20 protein-coding genes and 1 riboswitch are annotated in these 20,690 nt (G+C 63.5%); of the genes, 9 read left to right on the top strand and 11 right to left on the bottom strand.

Annotated features, from left to right (window positions below; genetic code table 11):
- Nucleotides 1-92 precede the first annotated feature (92 nt).
- From HTY51_RS09835 to HTY51_RS09810, 6 genes are all read left to right on the top strand, one after another.
- Nucleotides 93-611, top strand: coding sequence for a GspH/FimT family pseudopilin (locus HTY51_RS09835; RefSeq protein WP_174254232.1), 519 nt, complete (start codon nucleotides 93-95; stop codon nucleotides 609-611).
- On the top strand, nucleotides 602-1,012 hold the full coding sequence (pilV, locus tag HTY51_RS09830) for a type IV pilus modification protein PilV (RefSeq protein WP_174252570.1): 411 nt from the start codon (nucleotides 602-604) through the stop codon (nucleotides 1,010-1,012). The genes HTY51_RS09835 and pilV overlap by 10 nt, the downstream gene beginning before the upstream one ends.
- A gap of 173 nt (nucleotides 1,013-1,185) precedes the next feature.
- Nucleotides 1,186-2,049: a PilW family protein gene (locus tag HTY51_RS09825; RefSeq protein ID WP_174254231.1), complete on the top strand. Its 864-nt coding sequence runs from the start codon at nucleotides 1,186-1,188 to the stop codon at nucleotides 2,047-2,049.
- 6 nt (nucleotides 2,050-2,055) lie between these two features.
- Nucleotides 2,056-2,628: a hypothetical protein gene (locus tag HTY51_RS09820; RefSeq protein ID WP_174252569.1), complete on the top strand. Its 573-nt coding sequence runs from the start codon at nucleotides 2,056-2,058 to the stop codon at nucleotides 2,626-2,628.
- Nucleotides 2,629-2,639: 11 nt separating this feature from the next.
- Nucleotides 2,640-6,200 carry a pilus assembly protein gene (locus HTY51_RS09815; RefSeq protein ID WP_174252568.1) on the top strand — a complete coding sequence of 1,187 codons (3,561 nt, stop codon included), beginning with the start codon at nucleotides 2,640-2,642 and terminating at the stop codon, nucleotides 6,198-6,200.
- 27 nt (nucleotides 6,201-6,227) lie between these two features.
- Complete coding sequence (locus HTY51_RS09810; protein ID WP_305791367.1) at nucleotides 6,228-6,677, top strand: type IV pilin protein; 450 nt, start codon at nucleotides 6,228-6,230, stop codon at nucleotides 6,675-6,677.
- Nucleotides 6,678-6,694: 17 nt separating this feature from the next.
- Here HTY51_RS09810 and nrdR read toward each other — a convergent pair whose 3' ends face one another.
- From nrdR to HTY51_RS09795, 3 genes are all read right to left on the bottom strand, one after another.
- Nucleotides 6,695-7,144 (bottom strand): transcriptional regulator NrdR, encoded by a 450-nt coding sequence (gene nrdR, locus HTY51_RS09805; protein ID WP_174252567.1) that lies wholly within the window; start codon nucleotides 7,142-7,144, stop codon nucleotides 6,695-6,697.
- A gap of 9 nt (nucleotides 7,145-7,153) precedes the next feature.
- Nucleotides 7,154-8,398 carry a serine hydroxymethyltransferase gene (gene glyA / locus HTY51_RS09800; RefSeq protein WP_174252566.1) on the bottom strand — a complete coding sequence of 415 codons (1,245 nt, stop codon included), beginning with the start codon at nucleotides 8,396-8,398 and terminating at the stop codon, nucleotides 7,154-7,156.
- Nucleotides 8,399-8,432: 34 nt separating this feature from the next.
- A riboswitch (ZMP/ZTP riboswitch) is annotated at nucleotides 8,433-8,577 on the bottom strand.
- Between the two features lie 45 nt (nucleotides 8,578-8,622).
- Nucleotides 8,623-9,426: a lytic transglycosylase domain-containing protein gene (locus HTY51_RS09795; RefSeq protein WP_174252565.1), complete on the bottom strand. Its 804-nt coding sequence runs from the start codon at nucleotides 9,424-9,426 to the stop codon at nucleotides 8,623-8,625.
- A 744-nt stretch (nucleotides 9,427-10,170) separates the two neighbouring features.
- Here HTY51_RS09795 and HTY51_RS09790 point away from each other — a divergent pair.
- Nucleotides 10,171-12,783 carry a DUF349 domain-containing protein gene (locus HTY51_RS09790; protein ID WP_174252564.1) on the top strand — a complete coding sequence of 871 codons (2,613 nt, stop codon included), beginning with the start codon at nucleotides 10,171-10,173 and terminating at the stop codon, nucleotides 12,781-12,783.
- 21 nt (nucleotides 12,784-12,804) lie between these two features.
- Here HTY51_RS09790 and HTY51_RS09785 read toward each other — a convergent pair whose 3' ends face one another.
- The 8 genes from HTY51_RS09785 to HTY51_RS09755 form a co-directional block, all read right to left on the bottom strand.
- Complete coding sequence (locus HTY51_RS09785) at nucleotides 12,805-13,611, bottom strand: zinc-dependent peptidase (RefSeq protein ID WP_174252563.1); 807 nt, start codon at nucleotides 13,609-13,611, stop codon at nucleotides 12,805-12,807.
- Nucleotides 13,612-13,613: 2 nt separating this feature from the next.
- Nucleotides 13,614-14,423: a UDP-2,3-diacylglucosamine diphosphatase gene (locus HTY51_RS09780; protein WP_174252562.1), complete on the bottom strand. Its 810-nt coding sequence runs from the start codon at nucleotides 14,421-14,423 to the stop codon at nucleotides 13,614-13,616.
- Nucleotides 14,424-14,434: 11 nt separating this feature from the next.
- Nucleotides 14,435-14,941, bottom strand: coding sequence for a peptidylprolyl isomerase (locus tag HTY51_RS09775; protein WP_174252561.1), 507 nt, complete (start codon nucleotides 14,939-14,941; stop codon nucleotides 14,435-14,437).
- Between the two features lie 10 nt (nucleotides 14,942-14,951).
- Complete coding sequence (locus HTY51_RS09770) at nucleotides 14,952-15,545, bottom strand: peptidylprolyl isomerase (RefSeq protein ID WP_174252560.1); 594 nt, start codon at nucleotides 15,543-15,545, stop codon at nucleotides 14,952-14,954.
- The gene (locus HTY51_RS09765) at nucleotides 15,542-16,708 is read right to left on the bottom strand and encodes a L,D-transpeptidase family protein (RefSeq protein ID WP_371733871.1); all 1,167 of its coding nucleotides are present in this window, start codon (nucleotides 16,706-16,708) and stop codon (nucleotides 15,542-15,544) included. The genes HTY51_RS09770 and HTY51_RS09765 overlap by 4 nt, the downstream gene beginning before the upstream one ends.
- Nucleotides 16,709-16,886: 178 nt before the next feature.
- Nucleotides 16,887-17,333 carry a nuclear transport factor 2 family protein gene (locus HTY51_RS18620; protein WP_254606850.1) on the bottom strand — a complete coding sequence of 149 codons (447 nt, stop codon included), beginning with the start codon at nucleotides 17,331-17,333 and terminating at the stop codon, nucleotides 16,887-16,889.
- Nucleotides 17,255-17,935 carry a M48 family metallopeptidase gene (locus HTY51_RS18615; protein ID WP_254606849.1) on the bottom strand — a complete coding sequence of 227 codons (681 nt, stop codon included), beginning with the start codon at nucleotides 17,933-17,935 and terminating at the stop codon, nucleotides 17,255-17,257. Before HTY51_RS18615 ends, HTY51_RS18620 begins: the two co-directional genes overlap by 79 nt.
- Nucleotides 17,936-18,014: 79 nt before the next feature.
- Nucleotides 18,015-18,533 carry a tetratricopeptide repeat protein gene (locus HTY51_RS09755; protein ID WP_174252559.1) on the bottom strand — a complete coding sequence of 173 codons (519 nt, stop codon included), beginning with the start codon at nucleotides 18,531-18,533 and terminating at the stop codon, nucleotides 18,015-18,017.
- A gap of 133 nt (nucleotides 18,534-18,666) precedes the next feature.
- Between HTY51_RS09755 and cysS the strand changes: the two genes are divergently transcribed.
- Both cysS and HTY51_RS09745 read left to right on the top strand, forming a co-directional pair.
- Entirely contained in the window at nucleotides 18,667-20,043 is a 1,377-nt protein-coding gene (gene cysS / locus HTY51_RS09750; RefSeq protein ID WP_174252558.1) for a cysteine--tRNA ligase, read from the top strand.
- The gene (locus HTY51_RS09745) at nucleotides 20,040-20,684 is read left to right on the top strand and encodes a DNA-3-methyladenine glycosylase (RefSeq protein WP_254606848.1); all 645 of its coding nucleotides are present in this window, start codon (nucleotides 20,040-20,042) and stop codon (nucleotides 20,682-20,684) included. Before cysS ends, HTY51_RS09745 begins: the two co-directional genes overlap by 4 nt.
- The last annotated feature ends 6 nt before the right edge of the window (nucleotides 20,685-20,690 follow it).

The following is a 20,690-nucleotide window of genomic DNA, read 5'->3' as shown; positions in this document are numbered from 1 at the left end:
CATGCCAACCAGTCTACCGCCTGGCGTCCCGGCTGAGCCACTCATCGGAACAGGGGAGACATCGGCAAGTGGCCGGCAGTAAGCTGACCTGCATGAAAAGCCGTCTATCTGGTTTTACCCTGATCGAGTTGCTGGTGGTCGTTGCGGTCGCCTCGATACTGCTATCGCTGGCTGTTCCGAGTTTCCGCACGATGCTGGTCAAGCGCAGTGTTCAGTCTGCGGTCGATGCCATGGTCATCGATCTGCGTTTTGCGCGCTCCGAAGCCATCAAGCGGACCACCCGCGTCAGCATATGCAGTTCCGTCAATGGAACATCCTGTGCGACGACCGCCAGCTGGAAGGATGGCTGGATCGTGTTCATTGACGATGATGGCGACGGAACTGTTGATCCCTCGGATGTCGTCCTGCGAGTCCAGGATGCGCAGTCGAACCTGGCCTCCCTGACCACATCGGTTTCAACATTGGCCATCGTGTACCAGCCCGCAGGGTGGGCACGCGCTTCGGCCCAGACTTTCACATTCACGCCTGCGGATGGCTCGGCCCGCCTGGTCTGTGTTTCCAATCAGGGGCGGGCTACGATCAGGGCAGAGGGGGTGACATCGTGCAGCTGAAAACCATCTCCCGACGCCTGCCTCTGCGCATGGCGGGCGCTTCCTTGATCGAGGTGCTGGTTTCCATCGTGCTGGCGTCCTTTGCCTTGCTGGCACTGGCGGGGGTCAACGCCTCGTCCGTCCGGTACACCAAGATGTCGCAGTACCGCGCCACCGCGGCTCAACTGGCCAACGATATGGGGGAGAGGATCCGGGCCAACAAGGGCGTGGCGGCGCCGACGGCAACAGGTTTCTTTGCTGGCGACTACGACTACGTGGAGGATTTTTCTGCGCAGTCCTCGGCAACGACACTTCCGTCTCCTCTTTGCAATACGGCTGCCAGCAGCTGTACCCCTGCCCAGATTGCCGCACTGGATTTGGCACAGTGGCGCATGATGGTACGTAACCAGCTGCCTGAATGATCTGTTTTCCTGCGCCGTCAGAGCACGGAGGTGGCAATGGATGTCTGGGTGGTCTGGCGCGATCCAGCGGTTGCGAATACCGACGAGGCACCCGCTTTGGTGAGCGAGTGCCCCAACAGCCTTAACACTGGCAGCGACCTCAGCATCCGCTGCAGCTATTTCCGGATCAATCTATGAAACAGCGCGTCCTTCGCTCCCGGATGCAGGGCCTGTCCCTGATCGAAGTTCTGGTCTCGCTGGTCATCGGGCTGATCGTGGTTGGGGCGGTACTTGTAAGTTACCTGGGTTCGGGCAAGACCGGCAAGGTCCAGGCTGCTTATGCGGAAATGAATGAAAACGCGCAGATCGCGATGACCATCATGAACCGCGACCTTCTTCTGGCCGGTTATGCGCAGCCCACTGGTGTCTCCGGTACAACGTTTACGCGTAGCTATTCTGATCGCCCGATTTTTGGCTGTGACAAGGGGCTCGATAACGTGATTCGGCGCAACCAGACGGCCCCTTGGGATAACACGGTTTGTGCAGTTGCAGGTGCCGACGATCATGTGATCGAGGTGGTGTACGAGGCGGACCTGACCAATACCGTGCCGACAGCAGCGAATGTGCCGTCCGACTGCATCGGTAACACGCTGCCCACGACCGTCGTCGGAACGGCGACTTATTACATCGCGCACAACCGGTTCTATCTGTCCTCTGGTGCAAGCGGCAAGTCTGAACTCTACTGTGCCAGCCAGCAAGGTGCGGCGGGACAGCCGCTGGTCGACAACGTTGAGGCCATGAGAATCTGGTACGGGGAGGCCAATGCAGCCAATCCTCGCCAGATCGTCAAGTACGTGAGCGCTTCCAGCGTCTCCGACTGGGGGCGCGTTCTGAGCGTGCGGGTTTGCCTGCTGATGAAGAGCAGCGAGGCCGTTCTGAACTCTGAAGACCCGCTGACTTACCTGGATTGTGATGGGGTGGAGCGCACATCCGCTGATTTCTTTGTACGCCGTGCCTACTTCACGACGACAACACTGCGCAACAAGATGGCCTTTTGAGGTTCCATGATGTCAACGATTCCTGTTACAGCCAAACTGCATCACGGTGCACGCCGTCAGGCGGGTGTGTCGCTGATCATCGTCATGATGATGCTGGTCATCATCGGCATCACGTCGGCGGCAACCATACGCAATGCCACTTCCAGTGAGAAGCTGACCAACAACATTCGCGTTCAATACCTGGCGCAACAGTATGCGGAAGCTGCCTTGCGTTACTGCGAGTCGGAACTGACCAAGCCTGAAGCCAGCCGTGTGGCCACGTTGGCGGAGGTCAACTTGGTCCAGACCACATTTGGCGGTACGCCAGCCTGGAGCCAGACGGGCACCTGGACCGGCGCGGGGGGGGCTTCTGCCTCCAAGACGGTGCTGCCTGAGAACCGTATCAAATCGACCGACAGCGCTTTCCGGCCGGCGACCTTGCCCGAATGCGTCGTCGAGAAGCAGGCGATGGCTGACGGCAATGTGGCTTACGTCATCACGGCCCGGGGCTTTAGTACGGACTACCGTGCCGCTTCAGGCACTGGACTCACGACCAATGGATCCGTGATCTGGTTGCAGTCCACGGTCATGCTGAATTGATGGAGAACGAGATGAAAAATCAGTTTGCTACTCCCATAGCCAAGTCTGTGCTTGGTGCGTTCATGGCGGTGTGGTTGTTGGCATTGACCATCTCCGTGAGCGCGCAGCCTGCGCAATACCCATTGATGAGCCGCGACGGGGGCGGGGTCAAGCCCAACATCATGCTGACCATGGACGATTCAGGTTCCATGACGTGGTCGCACATGCCCGAAGTGACAATTTATGTCGGGGCCTACACCATTGCCAGTCCGCTGGGAAGTAACGGCGCCAGGATGGATCCGGGAGAGGATTCGAATGATTATGTGAACTATCAGGGCACAGTGGCGGCCCAACCCGGTTCGACCAATCACCGGCAGAAACTGATGCGCTCGCCGGATACCAATACCGTTTATTACAACCCTGAGGTTCGTTACCAGCCTTGGCCGCTGGCAGCGGGTGGGCGCATGCCTGATGTAAGTGTGTCAGCCGCGCCGCGCGATCCGATGGATCAGACGAACAACCAGATCAATCTCACCAACAAGCGCACCTTCACGAGCAGCCGAACCTGGTGCTGGAGTGGGGCTGATACAGGGTGCAATAACCGCAGCAATATTGAGTACGACCCCGGGCTTTACTACCGCTTGAATAAAACGGCAGGGGCCTATACGGATCCTGCCGTTGCCAGCAATTACACCGAATACAGCATCAACGCCGCTGATGGCACGACGTTCACCAAATATGCGGCCCGTACCGACTGCTCGGGTTCGGTGTGCACGAAGGCCGAAGAACGGCAGAATTTTGCCAACTGGTTCACCTACTACCGGACCCGCAACCTGCTGGCGCGCGGGTCGGTTGCCGAGGCCTTCAGTGAGTCCGGCGATACCTTCCGCTTGGGTTGGGGGCGGATCAACCAAGGCTCGGACGTCAGCATCGACGGCGTGACGACCAAGGTGATCCAGGCGGGTGTGCGCGATTTCACGAGTACGATCAAAGCCGATCTCTTCACTTGGCTGTATGCTTTGCCAGCCGATGGGGGGACGCCCTTGCCGCGCGCCGTGTATACCGTCGGCCAGTATTACAAACGTGCTGATGTGCGCGGTCCCTGGTCGGACAATCCTGGCCAAGTCAACACGACGACGGACAAAGCTTGTCGCCGTTCCTATAACCTTCTGGTGACGGATGGTTACTGGTCCGGAACGACGACTTCCGTGGGCAATTCAGATAACACGAACGGTACGGTGATCACCGGACCCGGGCGTAACTATCAGTACTTGGCGGATCGTCCTTTTAATGACAGCAACTCCGATACCCTGGCCGATTACGGCATGGAATTCTGGAAGACTGATTTACGGCCGGATCTCTCGAATATCGTTGAGCCTTCGGCCGAAAACCCGGCCTTCTGGCAGCACATGGTGAATTTGACCGTGGGCCTCGGGGTGCGTGGCACCCTGGATCCTGCAACGGACCTTGTCGCTTTGACAAGTGGGTCCAAGGTTTGGGGCACAGACCGTATCGATGATCTCTGGCACACCGCACTGAACAGCCGCGGGAACTACATCAGCGCCAAGGACCCCAAGGAGTTGGCTGAGGCCATCCGTAATTCCGTCGGGCAGGCCCTGACCCGTGAATTGCGTGAGGCCGGTGTGGCGACGGCGTCCACGGTTCTGCAGGCGGGTAACCGCAAATATGTTCCTCTGTACAAGAGCGGCGACTGGAATGGTGACATCCAGGCCTTCACGCTCGATGAGCTGGGCCAGGCTGGCGCACAGAGCTGGAACGCGGAAGCCAAGGTTCCCGCCGCAGCCAGCCGTAATATCTATACGTGGCGCACCGACACCTCACCCCCATCCGCCGTGGCCTTCACCTGGGCAGCGATGGGAGCGGACAATCAGGCGGCCTTGGGTACCGTGGCGGCGACGCACACCACGGATTTTGTTGATTTCCTGCGAGGCAATCGCAGCAAGGAAGGGGATAGCCAGCCTTTCCGCACGCGCAAGGGGCTGTTGGGTGACTTCATCAACTCCAATCCGGTGCTGGTCAAGGATGCGGTCAATCTGGGCTACATCAGCCTTCCGCCCGCTCAAGGCGGCGGCACCCCTTACTCGAACTTCCTGACGCAGAAGGCGTCTCGTGCCGCCGTCCTTTTCGTGGGAGGCAATGACGGCATGCTGCATGCATTCAAGGACACGCTGGGCACGGTGGGCGGTGGGGCCGATGACGGCCGGGAGATCTTTGCCTACGTACCCCGCTCTGTATACCCCAACCTTTACAAGCTGAGTGACAAGACCTATGGCACCACCGCGATGTACCACCAGTACTACGTGGACGGACCGCTCAATGAAACCGACGCCTATGTGCCCGCTCCTGGTGAAACGTCCGCTAGCTGGCGCAACTACATGTTGGGTACTCTGGGCGCAGGTGGGCGTGCAGTCTTTGCTCTCGACATCACGAACAGCAGCAGTCTGGATGGCTCCAGCATCCGCTGGGAGATTTCCCATCTGAACTATCCCGACATGGGTTACATCACCGCCCCCGTCCAGGCGGGTGTCCTGCCCAACGGGGAGTGGGTGGCTATTTTCGGGAATGGCCGTTTCAGTGATGCGGGCAATGCCGTGCTGTTTGTGGTGAATCTGGCGACGGGGGTAGCCCAGACGCTCACATTGGATTCAACCGGTTCGAACGGCTTGGGCGGGGTCGGTGTGGTGCGCAACAGCAGTGGCCAGATCACCACGATCTATTCAGGCGATCTGAAGGGCAATCTCTGGAAGATGGATTATTCTGCGACGGAAAGCAGCCGCTTCCTGGTCTCTGGTGGGGCAGCCTTCTTCCGGGCTACGGATTCCGCGCTGAATCCCCAGCCGATCACCCAAGCGCCCGTGATCTTCGACACAAGCCGGGGCGGCCGGATGGTGCTGTTCGGAACCGGCGTCCTGGACGTGGAAGCGGAAGCCAACTCGGTAGCTTTGCAGTCGATCTACAGTGTCTGGGACAAGGAAGCCGACACGCTGCCCCGCCCCATGGACAGGTCGATTCTTTCGCTGCGGACCATGGTTTCCACAACTGGAGCCGGTGGAGCCACGTTCTATTCCATTGGTGGTACCAGTGTGAACTGGACTTCAGAGCGTGGCTGGGTGCTTGACATGGATGCCATTGCTGGCTTGCGGCTGATATATCCCCCTCAGAAGGCAACATCCAAAGTCGCATTGTTGAGCACGATTTCGCCAGCGCGTAATCTGGTGGTGTGCGAGGCGTCCGTCGGCTCGGGGGTGAACTTCTTCTTTGACGCCGACAATGGTGTCAACCCGAACACACCCATGTATGACACGAACGGCGATGGTGTGGTGAATACTTCAGATACGTCCGTGGTGGGCTACGCCACCAATGCCGACGGTATCGATGCCATTGTGCGGGGGCAGATGGGAACAGGTACCGGCGTTGGCATCCCCGGCAAGTGCCCGCCTGGAACTCGACTGATCAGTACCCAGAACACGACTGGTCAGATGATGGTCTGTGTCCCGGATGATGATCCGACCGCCACGCGGTCTATCCAGGATCGAGTCTGGCGCCGTATCATCAATCCGCCGATTCGCTGATCAAGAACATTCTTTGAGGTTGTTTCCATGCTCAAATTCATGAACGAAGAACGCGGCGGCAGGTCCCGCATCCAGTCGGGTTTCACCTTGATCGAGGTGATGATTGTGGTTGCCATCGTCGGGATCCTGTCCGCCGTGGTCTACCCGAACTACGTGGAATACGTGAAGCGGGGTTACCGTTCCGAAGCCAGGACGGCCTTGCTGGAGGCGCAACAGTTCATGGAGCGCTATTACGCGGCCAACAGTCGTTACACATCCGATGCGGCGGGCGCAACCAGTCCGGCCCTGCCAGCCAGGCTCCAGAATATCCCGGCGAGTGCGCCGCGTTACACGCTGAGCGTGGCGGCAACTTTGAATTCGTACACACTCACAGCAACCCTGTTGGGAGAGGACAAGTGCGGCAACCTGACGCTGACGAACACCGGGGTCAAAGGCCGGAGCGCAACAGGGCCCACGGTCCAGGACTGCTGGAAGTGAGGTAAGTCAGGCGCTAATCAGCGCCTGACCTCATCCACCAGCGTCTTGAATTCGTCGATGTCCTCGAAGCTGCGGTAGACGCTGGCAAAACGCACGTAGGCGATCTTGTCGAGTTTTTTAAGTTCACGCATCACCAACTCGCCGATGCGGTTGGAGGGCACCTCGCGCAGGCCGAGGTTGAGCAGTTTTTCCTCGATGCGTTCGATCGCGCTGTCGATCTGCTCGGTGCTGACCGGACGCTTGCGCAGGGCCAGCTTCATGGAGGCGATGAGCTTGCCGCGCTCGTACTCGATGCGCCGGCCGTCTTTCTTGACGATGTTCGGGAAATTGACGTCCGGCCGCTCGTAGGTGGTGAAGCGTTTTTCGCAGGCGCCACATTGACGGCGCCTGCGGATGAAATCCCCGTCCTCTGAAATCCGGGTCTCGACGACCTGGGTTTCAGAGTTTCCGCAGAACGGGCATTTCATTGATCGGGCTTACTTGTACACCGGAAAGCGGGCCGTCAGGGCATTGACCTTGGCGCGCACGGCGGCGATGTTGGCTTCGTCACGCGGATTGTCCAGCACGTCGGCGATCAGGTTGGCCGTCATGCGCGCTTCTTCGTCCTTGAAACCTCGGGTGGTCATGGCTGGGGTGCCGACGCGCACACCGCTGGTGACCATGGGCTTCTCGGGGTCGTTGGGGATGGCGTTCTTGTTGATGGTCATGTGGGCGGCGCCCAGCACGGCCTCGGCTTCCTTGCCAGTGATACCCTTGGAGCGCAGGTCGACCAGCATGACGTGGCTCTGCGTGCCGCCGCTGACGATGCGCAGCCCGCGTTTCGTCAGCGTCTCGGCCACGATCTGGGCGTTTTTCACGACCTGCTGCTGGTAGGTCTTGAAGCCCGGGTCCATGGCTTCCTTGAAGGCCACGGCCTTGGCTGCAATCACGTGCATCAGCGGGCCGCCCTGCAGGCCGGGGAAGATGGCGCTGTTGATGGCTTTCTCGTGCTGGGCCTTCATCAGGATGATGCCGCCGCGCGGGCCGCGCAGGCTTTTGTGCGTGGTGGAGGTCACCACGTCGGCGTGCGGCACCGGGTTGGGGTAGACGCCGGCGGCGATCAGGCCGGCGTAGTGCGCCATGTCCACCATGAAGATGGCGCCCACGTCTTTCGCCACCTTGGCGAAGCGCGCGAAGTCGATGTGCAGGCTGTAGGCCGACGCACCGGCGATGATCAGCTTGGGCTTGGATTCGTGGGCCTTGCGCTCCATGGCCTCGTAGTCAATCTCTTCCTTGGCGTTCAGGCCATAGGACACGACGTTGAACCATTTGCCGCTCATATTGAGCGCCATGCCGTGGGTCAGGTGACCGCCTTCGGCCAGGCTCATGCCCATGATGGTGTCGCCGGGCTTGAGGAAGGCCAGGAAAACGGCTTCGTTGGCCGAGGCGCCGCAATGCGGCTGCACGTTGGCGGCATCTGCGCCGAAGATGGCCTTGACGCGGTCGATGGCCAGTTGCTCGGCCACGTCCACATGCTCGCAGCCACCGTAGTAACGCTTGCCGGGGTAACCCTCGGCATATTTGTTGGTGAGCTGGGTGCCCTGGGCAGCCATGACGGCGGGCGAGGCGTAGTTCTCGCTGGCGATCAGCTCGATATGGTGTTCCTGGCGGGCGTTCTCGGCCTGGATGGCGGCCCAGAGTTCGGGATCGGTTTGTTCGACGAGGATGTTGCGGTTGTACATGGCAGTCGGAAAAAACAGGGGTCCCCCGGAAGGCGGGGGCTGCCCAGGCGAACGGCTGAACACAGGACGGCTGGCCTTGTGCGGCGCTGACCCGTGGCACGTTTCCCGGTGGTCTGTCCACGTCAGCAACACCCGGCCCGAAGGCTCAGGCGTACCTATCGCCAGTTGCGTGCCCGGCTAGTGTAGCGGAGAGTGCTGGCCCGCCCGGCCTGGCGGGCGCAAATTCAGGAGTTGAGCAGCACCAGGGTCTCAGCGGGGGCCGGCTTGGCCGGGGCTGTCACCGGGATGGGCTGGGCGGTCTGGGTCGGTACAGCCCGTCCCGAGGCCACTTGGACCAAGCGGGCGTGCTCGGCCAGTACCTTGGCGGCATAACCGCCATCGTCGGGCAGGTTGGCGGCGCCCACGTAGTAGCGCAAGCCACCTTCTACCGTTCCGGTGCGCCGGATGTATTCCTGCAGCACCAGAGCACCGACGCGCAGGTTGGCGACCGGGTCGAAGGCGGCCAGCTTGCCGCCGAAGGCTTCGTATTTGTCGCTATGTACCCGGGTCATCACTTGCATCAAACCCTGGGCTCCGACCGGACTCTGGGCGAAAGGGTTGAAGCTGGATTCGATGGCCATGACTGACAGCAGCAGCAACGGATCGATGTCGGTGCGGCGACCCACTTCATAGGCTTCGACGACCAGTGCCGACAACGGCTCCGGAGCGACGCGGTACTTCTTGCTCAGCCAGTAGGCTACCGCAGCTTGCTGCTTGGGCAATTGGTGGGGGTGGGCTGCCGTGGCGCGCTCCACGGCCACCGGTTCGGCTTCGATGCCTACCGTTTCGATTTGACGGCCTTGCAGCCAGCCCATCAGCTGGGCTTCGCCGGCTTGTCGCAGGTCAGGTCGGGCCACCAGGGTGATGGTGGCAAACAATACGGCCAGCCCCAGCAGCGCAAAGCTGTTGTGGATGGTGGCGAAGAAGACTTGGGAAATCTGGCTTGCGACGGATCGCAGGCTCTGGCCCATTTCTTGAAACGCTGTCATAGCACTTCCTCATCTCGCGTGGCGCCGGGTCTGGGGCTGTGACTTGTTCACAGAACCAGACCGCAGTCAGCACGTCTGGGTTGGTACGCCATCTAGACCGGCCTGGCGACGTGTTGCCTGCAGGTGATCCGATGTAGCCGGGGTCGGCAGCGGCTTGGGGTAATCCCTGATTCAGGGTGAAACGAATTGTAAGACCCGTCATATAACCAGTCAATAATATCAAATCAATTTAACATCACCAATAAGAATTATGAGTGCCGACGGAAGTGATGTTGTCATAAAAATATTTATATAAATCAATGACTTACAAAATCAATGTCAAACTCAGCCTTAGCTCTACTGTATTTTGTAACAGTGCCATCCCTGTTTGTTTCATGGCGCCTCGAATCGACGCATCCGGCCTCAATCAAAGGCACGGGTTTCATTGAGACGCTGATTTGAATCCAGCGGCAGCAAGGCTAGACTGAATCAGCCTGTCACATCAGGCATTTCTGCTGGAAGTAGCCGGCACACACCTTCAGGGTGCAGGTGCCAGCGCCAAACTGGCAATCATGGGGGCAATCTCTTGCCTCCTTCGCATTGCGGGACCCGACTCTCCCCTTTGCGATACCCAGACGGCATGGGCTTTCAGCTCGCCGTCAGGCCCGGCGGGCTGGTCATGTGCCACCCGGCCGGGCTTTCTTTTTGTTCCGGTTCTTCTCCGCGTTTACGGCGCTGCGCCAAAAATCCGCAAGATCGGTGTAAATGACGGCGACAATCAGCCTTTTATTTGCCAGCCGAGTTCGCGACGTGTCCCCTTCGACCCCATCTTCCCAACGCATCGATACCCAAGCCCTGGACGAACTGACGGGTGGCGCCTTCTCTGCGCATACGGCCGGCGAGCGTGCCGCTTGTGTCCGCGCCTGGTTGCAGACCGCGCCTGCTGTGGAGCAGATGCAACAGGTTTATCGCGAACTGAGTGTCAAGGACAAGGGGGCCGCCAAGCTCCTGCGCGAAAAGCTGGACGAGTTCAAGCGCCTGCGTGAGCAGGAAGGCATGGCAGCTGACTGGGCACAGAAGGCCCAGGCCTTGCTGGATGCAGCCAAGCTGAATGTGGCTGATGCCATGGCCTGGCAGCGCGATGCAGCCAAGGCTGGGGCCCCCTTGAGCCGGGAGCCGCTGGCCACCCTGAAGACCCGCTTGGCTGATCGCGTCAAGGCCATAGAAGATGTACAGCACCGCGCCCAGGTGCAGCGTGAGGCCGCCGTACTGCTGGCCCAGCGCATCGAGGTGCTGTCCACCAAGTCCTGGCTGGATGCGCAGACAGCCTTCGAGAGCCTGGCCGGCGATGTGAGCCGCTGGCAGGCAGAAGCCGCTGCCCTGCCGGGAGACCCGCATTGGAGCAGCATCGACCTTCGCTTTGCCCCGCAATTGGAGGCCTCGCGCGCCCAGCTGTCCTTGGTCTGGGAGGCGTTCAGCGCCGCCCTGGCCCAGGCGCGAGCGGCGGCGGCCGATCCGGCGGCGCCCTTGCCCCAGGTCCCGGTCTGGGCCGATGAGTTGCGCAGGGCGCGCGGCTTGCCGGTCGAGGCTGCGCCGTCGCCTTCCAAGCCCAGGGTGGACCCTGAAACCCGGGCCCATGCCACGACGGCCGTGCGCGAGGTGCTGGGCCGGCTGGAGGCCGAAGTGGCGCAGGGCCACGGCAAGGCCAGCACCGGAGCTGCCAATGCGCTGCGCCTGGCCCTCAAGGAACATGGCCGTCATATAGATAGTCAGCTGGATCGCCAGGCCCATGCGGCGCTGGCTGCCGCCGGTGAACTGGAAGGCTGGCAGCGCTGGCGTGCCGACCAGTTGCGCGAGGAACTGGTGGCCAAGGCCGAGGCGCTGCTCAAGCGGCCGGAAGGTCAGGCCCTGGGCGGGCGCAAGATGCAGGAATCGCTACGCGAACTGCGCGAGCTCTGGAAACAGACCGACCAGGGGGGCGTACCCAACCATGCCCTCTGGAAGCGCTTTGACGAGGCCTGCAACCAGGCTTACAAGGTGGTCGAGGCCTGGCTGGAGAAGGTCCGGGCCGAATCGGCCGAACATCGGGCCAAGCGTCTGGCCCTGATCGAGGAACTCAAGGCCTGGACGGCTGCCCATGCGACGGCTTCAGGCGCAGACCTGAAAGCGATCAACCGCGACTTGCACCAGTTTGCCGAGCGCTGGCGTGAGGCCGGGCATCTGAGTGAAAAAGCGTTTGCCGAGATGCAGCCGCAGTGGAAGGCCGCGATGCAGGCCGCCGCCGCTCCGCTGGAGGTAGCCCAGAAACTCAGCCTGCAGAGCCGACAGGCCATGATCGAGGAGGCCACAGCATTGGGGGGGGCGCCCGTCTTGCGCATCGATGCCGTCAAGGCCTTGCAGCAGCGCTGGCAGGCCGAGGCCCATGCCGTTCCCCTGGATCGGCGCCAGGAGCAGAAGCTCTGGGACGCCTTCCGCAAGCCGATCGACGAAGCCTTTGCGCGCAAGAGTGCGTCCCGCGAACAGGCGAGTGCCGCCATGAGCGAGCACGACAAGGCGGTGTTGCAGGCGTCCCAGGCGCTGGATGCGGCCAATGCCAGCGGTGACGCACAGGCCATCCGTGCCGCTATGAGCGCATTGGAGGCCGTGCTCAAGGGGGCCGGGCAGGCGCCGGCGGTACCCGCGCCCGCCGCGCCGGAGCAGCTTGCGGCAGCAAGCGATGAAGCGGCGCCGGTCGCGACGCCGGCGCAGCCGCGCAAGCCCGTGGTGGCGGTCCGTGGCGATGACCGACCGGGCATGAAGCGCAGCGAGCCGGCCGCCCCGGCCGGGCGGGCCCGACCCGGGGAGCGGCGCGATGCACCGCGCCGCGACGAACGCCGGCCCGAGCGCGAAGGCCGCGATTTCGGGCGTGAGCGCGAGGGCCCGCGCCTGGGCGATGCCGCCTTCCGCGCCCAGCGCGATGCGCTGGACCATGCGCAGGCCGTCCTGAAGAAGCTGGCGGTGCAGGCCCATGGCGAGGCGCTGACGCAATTGCTGGCGGCCTGGGAGCAGCGCGATGCAGGCAGGCTGCCCACGGCCGCCGAGATCGGCGGGCGTGTGACGCCGGCGGTGCGCAGCTTGTGGACCCAGGCCCTGGCGGCCGCACCCTCGGCCACGGCGGACGACACCCTGCTGCGCCTGGAGATCGCCGCCGAGGTGCCGACGCCGGCCGAGCAGCTGGACGCGCGTCGCGCGCTGCAGCTGCAACTGCTGACGCGACGCAATGATCCGGCCCCGGCGCAGACCTGGGGGCAGGATGTGGCGCGTGTGCTGGCGGCTGCTTATGACGCCGGCCAGGCACGTCGCCTGCAGCAGGCGCTCAAGGCCTTGCTCAAGCGCTGACGAAGGGCCGGGGCCCGACGCTCAGTGTCCGGGCCGGTAATAAGCGTCGAAGAGCGGCAGCAGGGTACCGAATTCACGCCCGAAGCGTTCGCGGTTGACAAAATAGGCTTCGCTGGTCACGGCGAAGAATTCGTCGATGGCTTCGGCGCCATAGGGATCGAGCCAGGTGGGTTCTGTGCCGAAGCGCTCGGCCTTGATGACGGCCTCTCTGAATGCGTCGTAAGCTGGCTGCAGTGTGCTCAGCCAGTGGCTGCGCGCCGCACGGGCCGTCGGCAGGCCCATGAAACCCGTCGGCAGGGGCGGGCAGCCGTCAGCCTGGCCGTCCCGCAAATCCAGCTTGTGGACGAACTCGTGGATCACCACGTTGTAGCCGCTCTCGCTGGACGCCGATGTCACGTCGCGCCAGCTCAGCATCACCGGCCCCTGATGCATGGCTTCACCCGCCAGGGTTTCTTCATACTGGTGCACCACCCCGTGTTCGTCCACCACCTCGCGCTGCGCCACGACTTCGTCGGGGTGCACGACGATGCCGACGAAGTCGTCGTAGCTGCGCAGCGGCTGGTCCCCGGGGCCGAAGTGCAGCACCGGCAGGCAGGCTTGCGCGGCGATGGTGAGCGCCATGGCATCGGTGATCACCAGGCCCTGGGCACCATGAAATTCCTTGTCTTCGAGGAAGAGGGCGCTGAGTTCGCGCAGCCTGGTCAGTTCGGGGGCAGAGCACGCCTGCAGGAAATGGCAGTCCGCCAGGGTCTGCTGCCAGAGGGCGTCAGGGAGATGCTGGCGTGGCCGGCGCTCACGCCTGCGGAAGCGGGCAAGCCAGGCCCACATGCTCAGGTGACGTCGCTGGCAGGCAGGCGCAGAACCCGGACGGCACCCGTCTGATCGGACCGTTGCAGACGCAGCACTTCGGCGCGTGGCGGCCGGGCGGCAGCGTCCCAGTCGCTGAGCACATGGCGAAGCTGGCCTTGTCCCAGATCATGATCGGCCGGCTGGTGCGTGTGTCCATGGATCATGGTGTCCGCGCTGGCGGTCCGCAGCCAGTCGCGCGTCATCGTGGCATCGACGTCGGCGTAGGCCATGCCGCTTTGCTTGCGGTCCTCACTTTGCTGGCGCAGGCCGCGTGCGATGGCCCGGCGTTCGGCCAGCGGCCTGGCCAGGAAGGCCTGCTGCCAGTCGGCGGTGCGTACCTGGGCGCGGAAGCGCAGGTAGTCGGCATCGTCCAGGCACAGCGCATCACCGTGGGTCAGCAGCCAGCGCTGTCCGCCAAACACCAGCACGCAAGGATCGTCCAGCAGGGTGCAGCCGGCGGCGCGGGCGCCGGCGGACCCGAGCAGGAAATCGCGGTTGCCATGCATGAAGTGCACGGCGCATCGGCTGGCGGTTGCTTTCATCACCTCGACGCAGTGTTGCTCGAAGCGGGCCTCTTCGTCCCTGGCCTGCAGCCCGTCATCACCGACCCACACTTCGAACAGATCGCCCAGGATGAAAACCGCATCGGCCTGGGTCCGCGCCATATAGCGCTCCCAGGCCAGGGCGGTACGAGGTTCAGTCGCCTGCAGGTGCAGGTCGGAAATGAAATCGACCACCCGCCAGTGCGCCGGGGCATGCAGCTCGGCGAACCGGGGGGCGGTCGATGGCATGGGCGGACAGGTCAGAGCGCCACGGCCTTTTCGATCACCACGTCCTCCTTGGGCACATCGCCGTGGAAACCCTTCTGGCCGGTTTTCACGGCGGCGATCTTGTCCACCACGTCGGTGCCGGCCACGACCTTGCCAAACACGGCGTAGCCCCAGCCCTGGGCCGAGGGAGCGGTGTGGTTCAGGAAGCCGTTGTCGGCGATGTTGATGAAGAACTGTGCCGTGGCCGAGTGCGGGTCGTTCGTGCGTGCCATGGCCAGGGTGTACTTGTCGTTCTTCAGGCCGTTGTTGGCCTCATTGTTGATGGGCTTGTCGGTGGGTTTCTGGTTCATGCCGGCTTCGAAGCCGCCGCCCTGGATCATGAAGCCGGGGATGACGCGGTGGAAGACGGTGCCGTCATAGTGGCCCTTGTTCACGTAGGCCAGGAAGTTGGCCACGCTGTTCGGTGCCTTGGCAGCGTCGAGTTCGATCTTGATGGTGCCGAGGCCGGTGATGTGGAGTTCGACGTGGGGATTGCTCATGGTGGCTTTCTCAGGGCAGCACGGTGGCCGCGTTGATGGTGATGGGGGTCTGGGGCACGTTCTGGTGCATCCCTTTGTCGCCGGTGGGCACGGCGCTGATCTTGTCGACGATTTCCATGCCTTCGACGACCTTGCCGAACACGGCATAGCCCCAGCCTTGCTGGGTGGGCGCCGTGTGGTTGAGGAAGGCGTTGTCAGCGACGTTGATGAAGAACTGCGCGGAAGCCGAATGCGGATGCGGCGTGCGCGCCATGGCGAGCGTGTATTTGTCGTTCTTCAGGCCATTGTTGGCTTCGTTTTCGATCGGTTTCTCGGTGGGCTTCTGCGCCATGGCAGCATCAAAGCCGCCGCCCTGGATCATGAAACCCGGGATGACCCGGTGGAAAACCGTGCCCTGGTAGTGGCCCTTGCGCACGTAGGCCAGGAAGTTCTCGACGGTCTTGGGGGCCTTGGCGGCCTCCAGTTCGATCACGATGTCACCAGCGCTGGTGGCCAGCTTGACACGCGGCGATTTGGCCTGTGCCTGCACGGCACCGGTGAACAGCAGGCAGGCGCCGGCCAGCAGCAGGCCGCGACGCAGCCCGGAGTAGAGAGACAGACTCATCCAATGATTCCTTCAAAGAAAATTTTCCATTCGCTGCCCTGGCGCACCCAGTACTGGCGTTTGGTCGGCCCGCTGCGCTCGCCGTCGGCCACTTCGCCGAAGGTCACGACCATGGTGTCGGTGGCATCGGTCCAGCGAAGATAGGACAGGTCCTTGAGCTGGATGGGCTTGCCGCGTGCCTTGTCGACTTCGCTGCGCAGGGCCGGAACCCACTCGGCCAGCGACTTGCCGTAGCTGTTGAAATCGGGGGTGTAGAAGCGCAGCAGCTGGTCCACGTCACCGCGCGACTTGGCGCTGCGCCAGGCAGCCAGCGCGTCTTCAAAGGGCTTGCGCTGGGCCTGAACGCTGTGGGGCGCGACCCACTCCAGCCGCGGCGAGATGACGACCGGCGTGGTACGGATCTCGACCGTGCGGCTGAGAAACGCCAGGTCGGGGTTGGACAGGACCACGCAGCCGTCGGAGGCCAGAGGGGCGCGGGAAAACTGGTTGGGTGGCGTGCCGTGCAGCCAGATGCCACGGCCGGTCTTGCCGCGCTTGCTGTCGAGCACGTTGGGGTAGTTGATGGGCAGCGCCCCGGAGCCGTAGAAGTCGCTGAGGGATTTCGGGTCGAGGTTGCTGACGATGAAATACACGCCCAGCGGCGTGCGTGCATCGCCCTCGACCATTTTTTCGATCCCCGATTTGCCGACCGAGATGTAGAAGTCGGCCACCAGCCTGAGCTGCTGCGGTGTGTTCTCGAACAGGTACAGGCGCGAGCGCGAGGCGTCGATGGCGATGGCGTGGCGGTTGCGTGGCGACAGTGCCAGGAACTGCGAGGGGATGGCGCCGACCGGCGGGCGTTCACGCAGGGCCTTGAGGCGCATCTGCGATTCGTGGCGCAACTCGCCCAGGATGGTGCCGGCGTTGCCCGTGGCCAGCGCCGGCGGCACGTCGCCGAAATCGCGCACCGGACGGACCTGGGTGGTCAGCAGGTCGCCATAGACCAGCTGGGCCAGCTGGAAATGGGGGAAGTCGCGCACCAGGGTTTCGGCCCGCTGCAGCGCCTCGCGTGTGCGGCCCTCGCCGGTCAGGCGATAAACCTCGATCAGGCGTGCCTCGGCAGCCCCATTGACCTGAGGAGCCCCAGCCGCAAGCGCAGGTGACTGCACGAGCGCTGCTTGCATCGGCATCTGCGGAGCGACCATCGCCACGGTCTCGCCACGCGGCTGGTCGCCACGGTCGCTGGCAAGCGCCACGAGGACGATGGTGGTACCCAGGAGCAGCAGCAGAGGGCGAGAACCTAGTTTCATGTCGATACGGAATGTGTCCAGCGCAGTGACGCAAGGCCTGCACGCCAGGTTCTCAGCCGCCGCTGGATTCCTTGACGATCAGCCAGCGATCCCCCGTCTTGACCAGCTCCAGTGTCTTGCGGCTCAGGATGGCCAGGGCGTCAGCCTTGTAGTCCTGGCGGAATTTTGCCACGGCACGGTTACCCTTGGCGCTGACTTGCAGTTCCAGCAGGTCGACGGAGATGCGCGATTTGCCCACGATGCGCAGCCTGCGGTCCTGTTCCCAGGCGCTACGGCTTTGCTGGCCCGGTGTTTCGAAGTTCTTGTCGTAGGCCGCCAGGTACTGCGCCATGTTCTTTTCGGACCAGGCGCGGGCCCAGGCGCGCACGGCCAGTTCCACCTCACGGCTGCCATCGGCGATGACGGCCGGGGGTGGCGGCGTCACGGGGGGCACGGCGACGGCGGGCTTGGACGGGGCCGGTGCGGCGGCCACGATGACCGGCTTGGCGGGTGTCGGCATCGGCGCGGCAGGCTTGGCGGCCGGTGCGCTGGATGCTGCGGCCAGCACCGGGCGCGCCTGGTTGCCGGGGGGGTGGAGAGTTCGCGGATCAGGGCCAGGCGGGCGGGGGTGGCAGCTTGCTGGGGGGCGCCGTCGAGCTGCAGCGCCTTGCTGTAGGCCTGGCTGGCCAGGCGGGCATAGACATCGGCCAGGTTGTCGTGTGCCGTGGCGTAGCTGGGGTTGGTGCGCAAGGCCTTTTCCAGAGCGATACGGGCCTTGTCGTATTGACCCTGGGCGGCGTGGATGACGGCCAGGTTGTTATAGGGCTCGGGCAGCTCGGGGTGGTCTTCGCTGAGGCGGGTGAAGGTGGCGATGGCCTCGGCCGGGCGGCCCGTCTCACGCTGGATCACCCCCCTGAACAGGCGCATCTGGGGGTCGCGCGGCTTGGCGGCGAGGTGGCGCTCCACCCGGACCTTGGCCTCGGACCATTTGCCCTCGCGCAGCAGCTGGGCCACGTCGCTGTACTCGTCGGCATGGGCGGCATTCAGGGTCAGGCAGGCGGCCAGGGCCAGCAGGCGAACCGGCAGCAGCGAGAGAAAGGAAGAGAGGCGGCCTTGCTTCATGAACGGAAGTCATTGTAGGGGGACAGGTCCCGGCAAAAGACGGGAGGCAAGGGGCTTGGTCGCACCCGAACGATGGCCATCACGGACAGCTGGCGCCCAAGGCCGTCAGCTTGGACTGCAGGCCGCTGTTGCTGGCATCGAGCTGCAGGGCCTTGCAGTAGGCCTGGCGGGCGAGCCGCGCATGGAGGTCGCCCAGGTTCTCGTGCGCGGTCGCATAAGTCGGGTTGGCACGGAGGGCCATTTCCAGGGCGACGCGTGCCTTGTCGAAGTCGCCTTGCGCGGCGTGGATGACGGCCAGGCTGTTGTAGGGTTCGGGCAACTCCGGGTAGTCCTCGGTCAGCTTGGTGAAGGTGGCCAGCGCCTCGGCCGATTGGCCCGATTCACGCTGGATCACACCCTTGAAATAGCGCATCTGCGGGTCGCGCGGCTTGCTGGCCAGGTGGCGGTCGACCCGTGCCAGGGCCTCGGCCAGTCGACCGGCGCGCAGCATCTGGCTGACGTCTGTGTATTCATCGGCCAGAGCCAGGCCGGCATGCAGGCTCGCCGCCAGCGTGAGCAGGCGTGCCAGGGCTAGGAGAGGGGCGCGACCGGGCTTCATGGGGACTGTACGTGGGGTGGGGCATACCCGGTCCAAGGACGCTGGACGGGGCTTTATACTGCGTTCGATTGTAGCCCCCGTCCTAGTTCCCTGCCGGCGCCTCAGCCCCTGAGCGCCGGTTTCTGATTGATCCATGAGTCTGCGCATATACAACACGCTGTCGCGTGCGCTGGAGCCCTTTACCCCGCTCGAAACCGGCCATGTCCGCATGTACGTCTGCGGCATGACGGTCTACGACCTGTGCCACCTGGGCCATGCCCGTGCCATGGTGGCCTTCGACGTGGTGCAACGCTGGCTCAAGGCCAGTGACCTGCGCGTGACCTATGTCCGCAACGTCACCGACATCGACGACAAGATCATCAAGCGCGCGCTGGACAACGGCGAGACCATCCGCTCCCTGACCGATCGTATGGTCGAGGCCCTGCACCAGGACGCCGACGCCCTGGGCATCGAGCGCCCCACGCACGAGCCGCGCGCCACCGAGTACGTGCCGCAGATGCTGAGCCTGATCGGCACCCTGGAGCAAAAAGGCCTGGCCTATCGCGCCGGCAGCGGCGACGTGAACTACGCGGTGCGCAAGTTCGCGGGCTACGGCAAGCTGTCGGGCAAGTCGCTGGACGAGTTGCGCGCCGGTGAGCGCGTGGCCGTGCTCGATGGCAAGGACGATCCGCTGGACTTCGTGCTGTGGAAATCGGCCAAACCGAGCGAACCTGCCGAGGCCAAGTGGGACAGCGCCTATGGTCCCGGCCGCCCGGGCTGGCACATCGAGTGTTCGGCCATGAGCTGCGAGATGCTGGGCGAGACCTTTGACATCCATGGCGGTGGCGCCGACCTGCAGTTCCCGCACCACGAGAACGAGATCGCCCAGAGCGAGGGTGCGACCGGCCAGCCCCTGGCCAGGTTCTGGATGCACAACGGTTTCGTGCGCGTGGACAACGAGAAGATGTCCAAGTCCCTGGGCAACTTCTTCACCATCCGCGAGATCCTAGCCAGGTACGACCCGGAGACGGTGCGCTTCTTCATCATCCGCGCACATTACCGCAGCCCGCTGAACTACAGCGATGCACACCTGGACGATGCGCGCGGCGCGCTCAAGCGTCTCTACACCGCCTTGCACGCTGTCAAGCCGGCGACCGTGGCGATCGACTGGCTGGATGCCCACGCGGCGCGTTTCAAGACGGCGATGGATGAGGACTTCGGCACGCCCGAGGCGGTGGCCGTGCTGTTCGAACTGGCGACCGAGGTCAACAAGACGGGCTCGGCGCAACTCGCCGGCCTGCTCAAGGCCCTGGGCGCTTGCCTGGGCCTGCTGCAGGATGATCCCGAGGCCTTCCTGAAGGCCGGCACCACACTGGACGAGGTCGCCATCCAGACCCTGATCGGACAACGCGCGGCGGCCAAGCAGGCGAAAGACTTTGCCGAGGCCGACCGCATCCGCAAGGCGCTGCTGGAGCAGGGCATCGTGCTCAAGGACTCGCCTGTCGGCACCACCTGGGAGGCCGCGTCGTGAGCCCGGCCCTGGCCCCCAAGGTGTATACGCCCGACTACTGGGAAGAGGCGTGCAAGCACCTGATGAAGAAAGACCGCGTGATGAAGCGGCTCATCCCTCTGCATGGTGATGCCTGCCTGCAGACCCGGGGCGATGCCTTCACCACGCTGGCGCGCAGCATCGTGGGCCAGCAGATCTCGGTCAAGGCGGCGCAAACGGTGTGGGACCGCTTCACCCAGCTGCCCAAGCGCATGACGGCGGCCAATGTGCTCAAGCTCAAGGTGGACGACATGCGCGCCGCCGGCCTGAGCGCGCGCAAGGTCGAGTACCTGGTGGACCTGGCCCTGCATTTCGACAGCGGTGCCATCCGGGCGCCGGCCTGGAAGGACATGGACGACGAGGCCATCATCACCGAACTGGTGGGGATCCGCGGCATCGGCCGCTGGACGGCCGAGATGTTCCTGATCTTCCACCTGATGCGGCCCAATGTGCTGCCGCTGGACGACGTCGGCCTGATCAACGGCATCAGCCGCAGCTACTTCTCCGGCGAGTCCGTGAGCCGCAGCGACGCCCGCGAGGTGGCCGCCGCCTGGGCACCGTTTTGCAGCGTCGCAACTTGGTATATTTGGCGCTCGCTCGATCCGATACCGGTCGAGTATTGACGTTTG

The sequence above is a fragment of the Rhodoferax sp. BAB1 genome (assembly GCF_013334205.1).
Taxonomy (GTDB): domain Bacteria; phylum Pseudomonadota; class Gammaproteobacteria; order Burkholderiales; family Burkholderiaceae_C; genus Hylemonella.
Note: the sequence above shows the minus strand (reverse complement) of the source record. Positions and strands in the feature narration are given on the sequence as shown.

What these genes read in the sequence shown, in the direction of transcription:
- HTY51_RS09835 (WP_174254232.1), top strand. Translation starts at nt 93, where the DNA reads ATGAAAAGCCGTCTATCTGGTTTTACCCTGATCGAGTTGCTGGTGGTC.
- HTY51_RS09825 (WP_174254231.1), top strand. Translation starts at nt 1,186, where the DNA reads ATGAAACAGCGCGTCCTTCGCTCCCGGATGCAGGGCCTGTCCCTGATC.
- HTY51_RS09820 (WP_174252569.1), top strand. Translation starts at nt 2,056, where the DNA reads ATGATGTCAACGATTCCTGTTACAGCCAAACTGCATCACGGTGCACGC.
- HTY51_RS09815 (WP_174252568.1), top strand. Translation starts at nt 2,640, where the DNA reads ATGAAAAATCAGTTTGCTACTCCCATAGCCAAGTCTGTGCTTGGTGCG.
- HTY51_RS09810 (WP_305791367.1), top strand. Translation starts at nt 6,228, where the DNA reads ATGCTCAAATTCATGAACGAAGAACGCGGCGGCAGGTCCCGCATCCAG.
- nrdR (WP_174252567.1), bottom strand. Translation starts at nt 7,144, where the DNA reads ATGAAATGCCCGTTCTGCGGAAACTCTGAAACCCAGGTCGTCGAGACC.
- glyA (WP_174252566.1), bottom strand. Translation starts at nt 8,398, where the DNA reads ATGTACAACCGCAACATCCTCGTCGAACAAACCGATCCCGAACTCTGG.
- HTY51_RS09795 (WP_174252565.1), bottom strand. Translation starts at nt 9,426, where the DNA reads ATGACAGCGTTTCAAGAAATGGGCCAGAGCCTGCGATCCGTCGCAAGC.
- HTY51_RS09790 (WP_174252564.1), top strand. Translation starts at nt 10,171, where the DNA reads ATGACGGCGACAATCAGCCTTTTATTTGCCAGCCGAGTTCGCGACGTG.
- HTY51_RS09785 (WP_174252563.1), bottom strand. Translation starts at nt 13,611, where the DNA reads ATGTGGGCCTGGCTTGCCCGCTTCCGCAGGCGTGAGCGCCGGCCACGC.
- HTY51_RS09780 (WP_174252562.1), bottom strand. Translation starts at nt 14,423, where the DNA reads ATGCCATCGACCGCCCCCCGGTTCGCCGAGCTGCATGCCCCGGCGCAC.
- HTY51_RS09775 (WP_174252561.1), bottom strand. Translation starts at nt 14,941, where the DNA reads ATGAGCAATCCCCACGTCGAACTCCACATCACCGGCCTCGGCACCATC.
- HTY51_RS09770 (WP_174252560.1), bottom strand. Translation starts at nt 15,545, where the DNA reads ATGAGTCTGTCTCTCTACTCCGGGCTGCGTCGCGGCCTGCTGCTGGCC.
- HTY51_RS09765 (WP_371733871.1), bottom strand. Translation starts at nt 16,708, where the DNA reads ATGCAAGCAGCGCTCGTGCAGTCACCTGCGCTTGCGGCTGGGGCTCCT.
- HTY51_RS18620 (WP_254606850.1), bottom strand. Translation starts at nt 17,333, where the DNA reads ATGCCGACACCCGCCAAGCCGGTCATCGTGGCCGCCGCACCGGCCCCG.
- HTY51_RS18615 (WP_254606849.1), bottom strand. Translation starts at nt 17,935, where the DNA reads ATGAAGCAAGGCCGCCTCTCTTCCTTTCTCTCGCTGCTGCCGGTTCGC.
- HTY51_RS09755 (WP_174252559.1), bottom strand. Translation starts at nt 18,533, where the DNA reads ATGAAGCCCGGTCGCGCCCCTCTCCTAGCCCTGGCACGCCTGCTCACG.
- cysS (WP_174252558.1), top strand. Translation starts at nt 18,667, where the DNA reads ATGAGTCTGCGCATATACAACACGCTGTCGCGTGCGCTGGAGCCCTTT.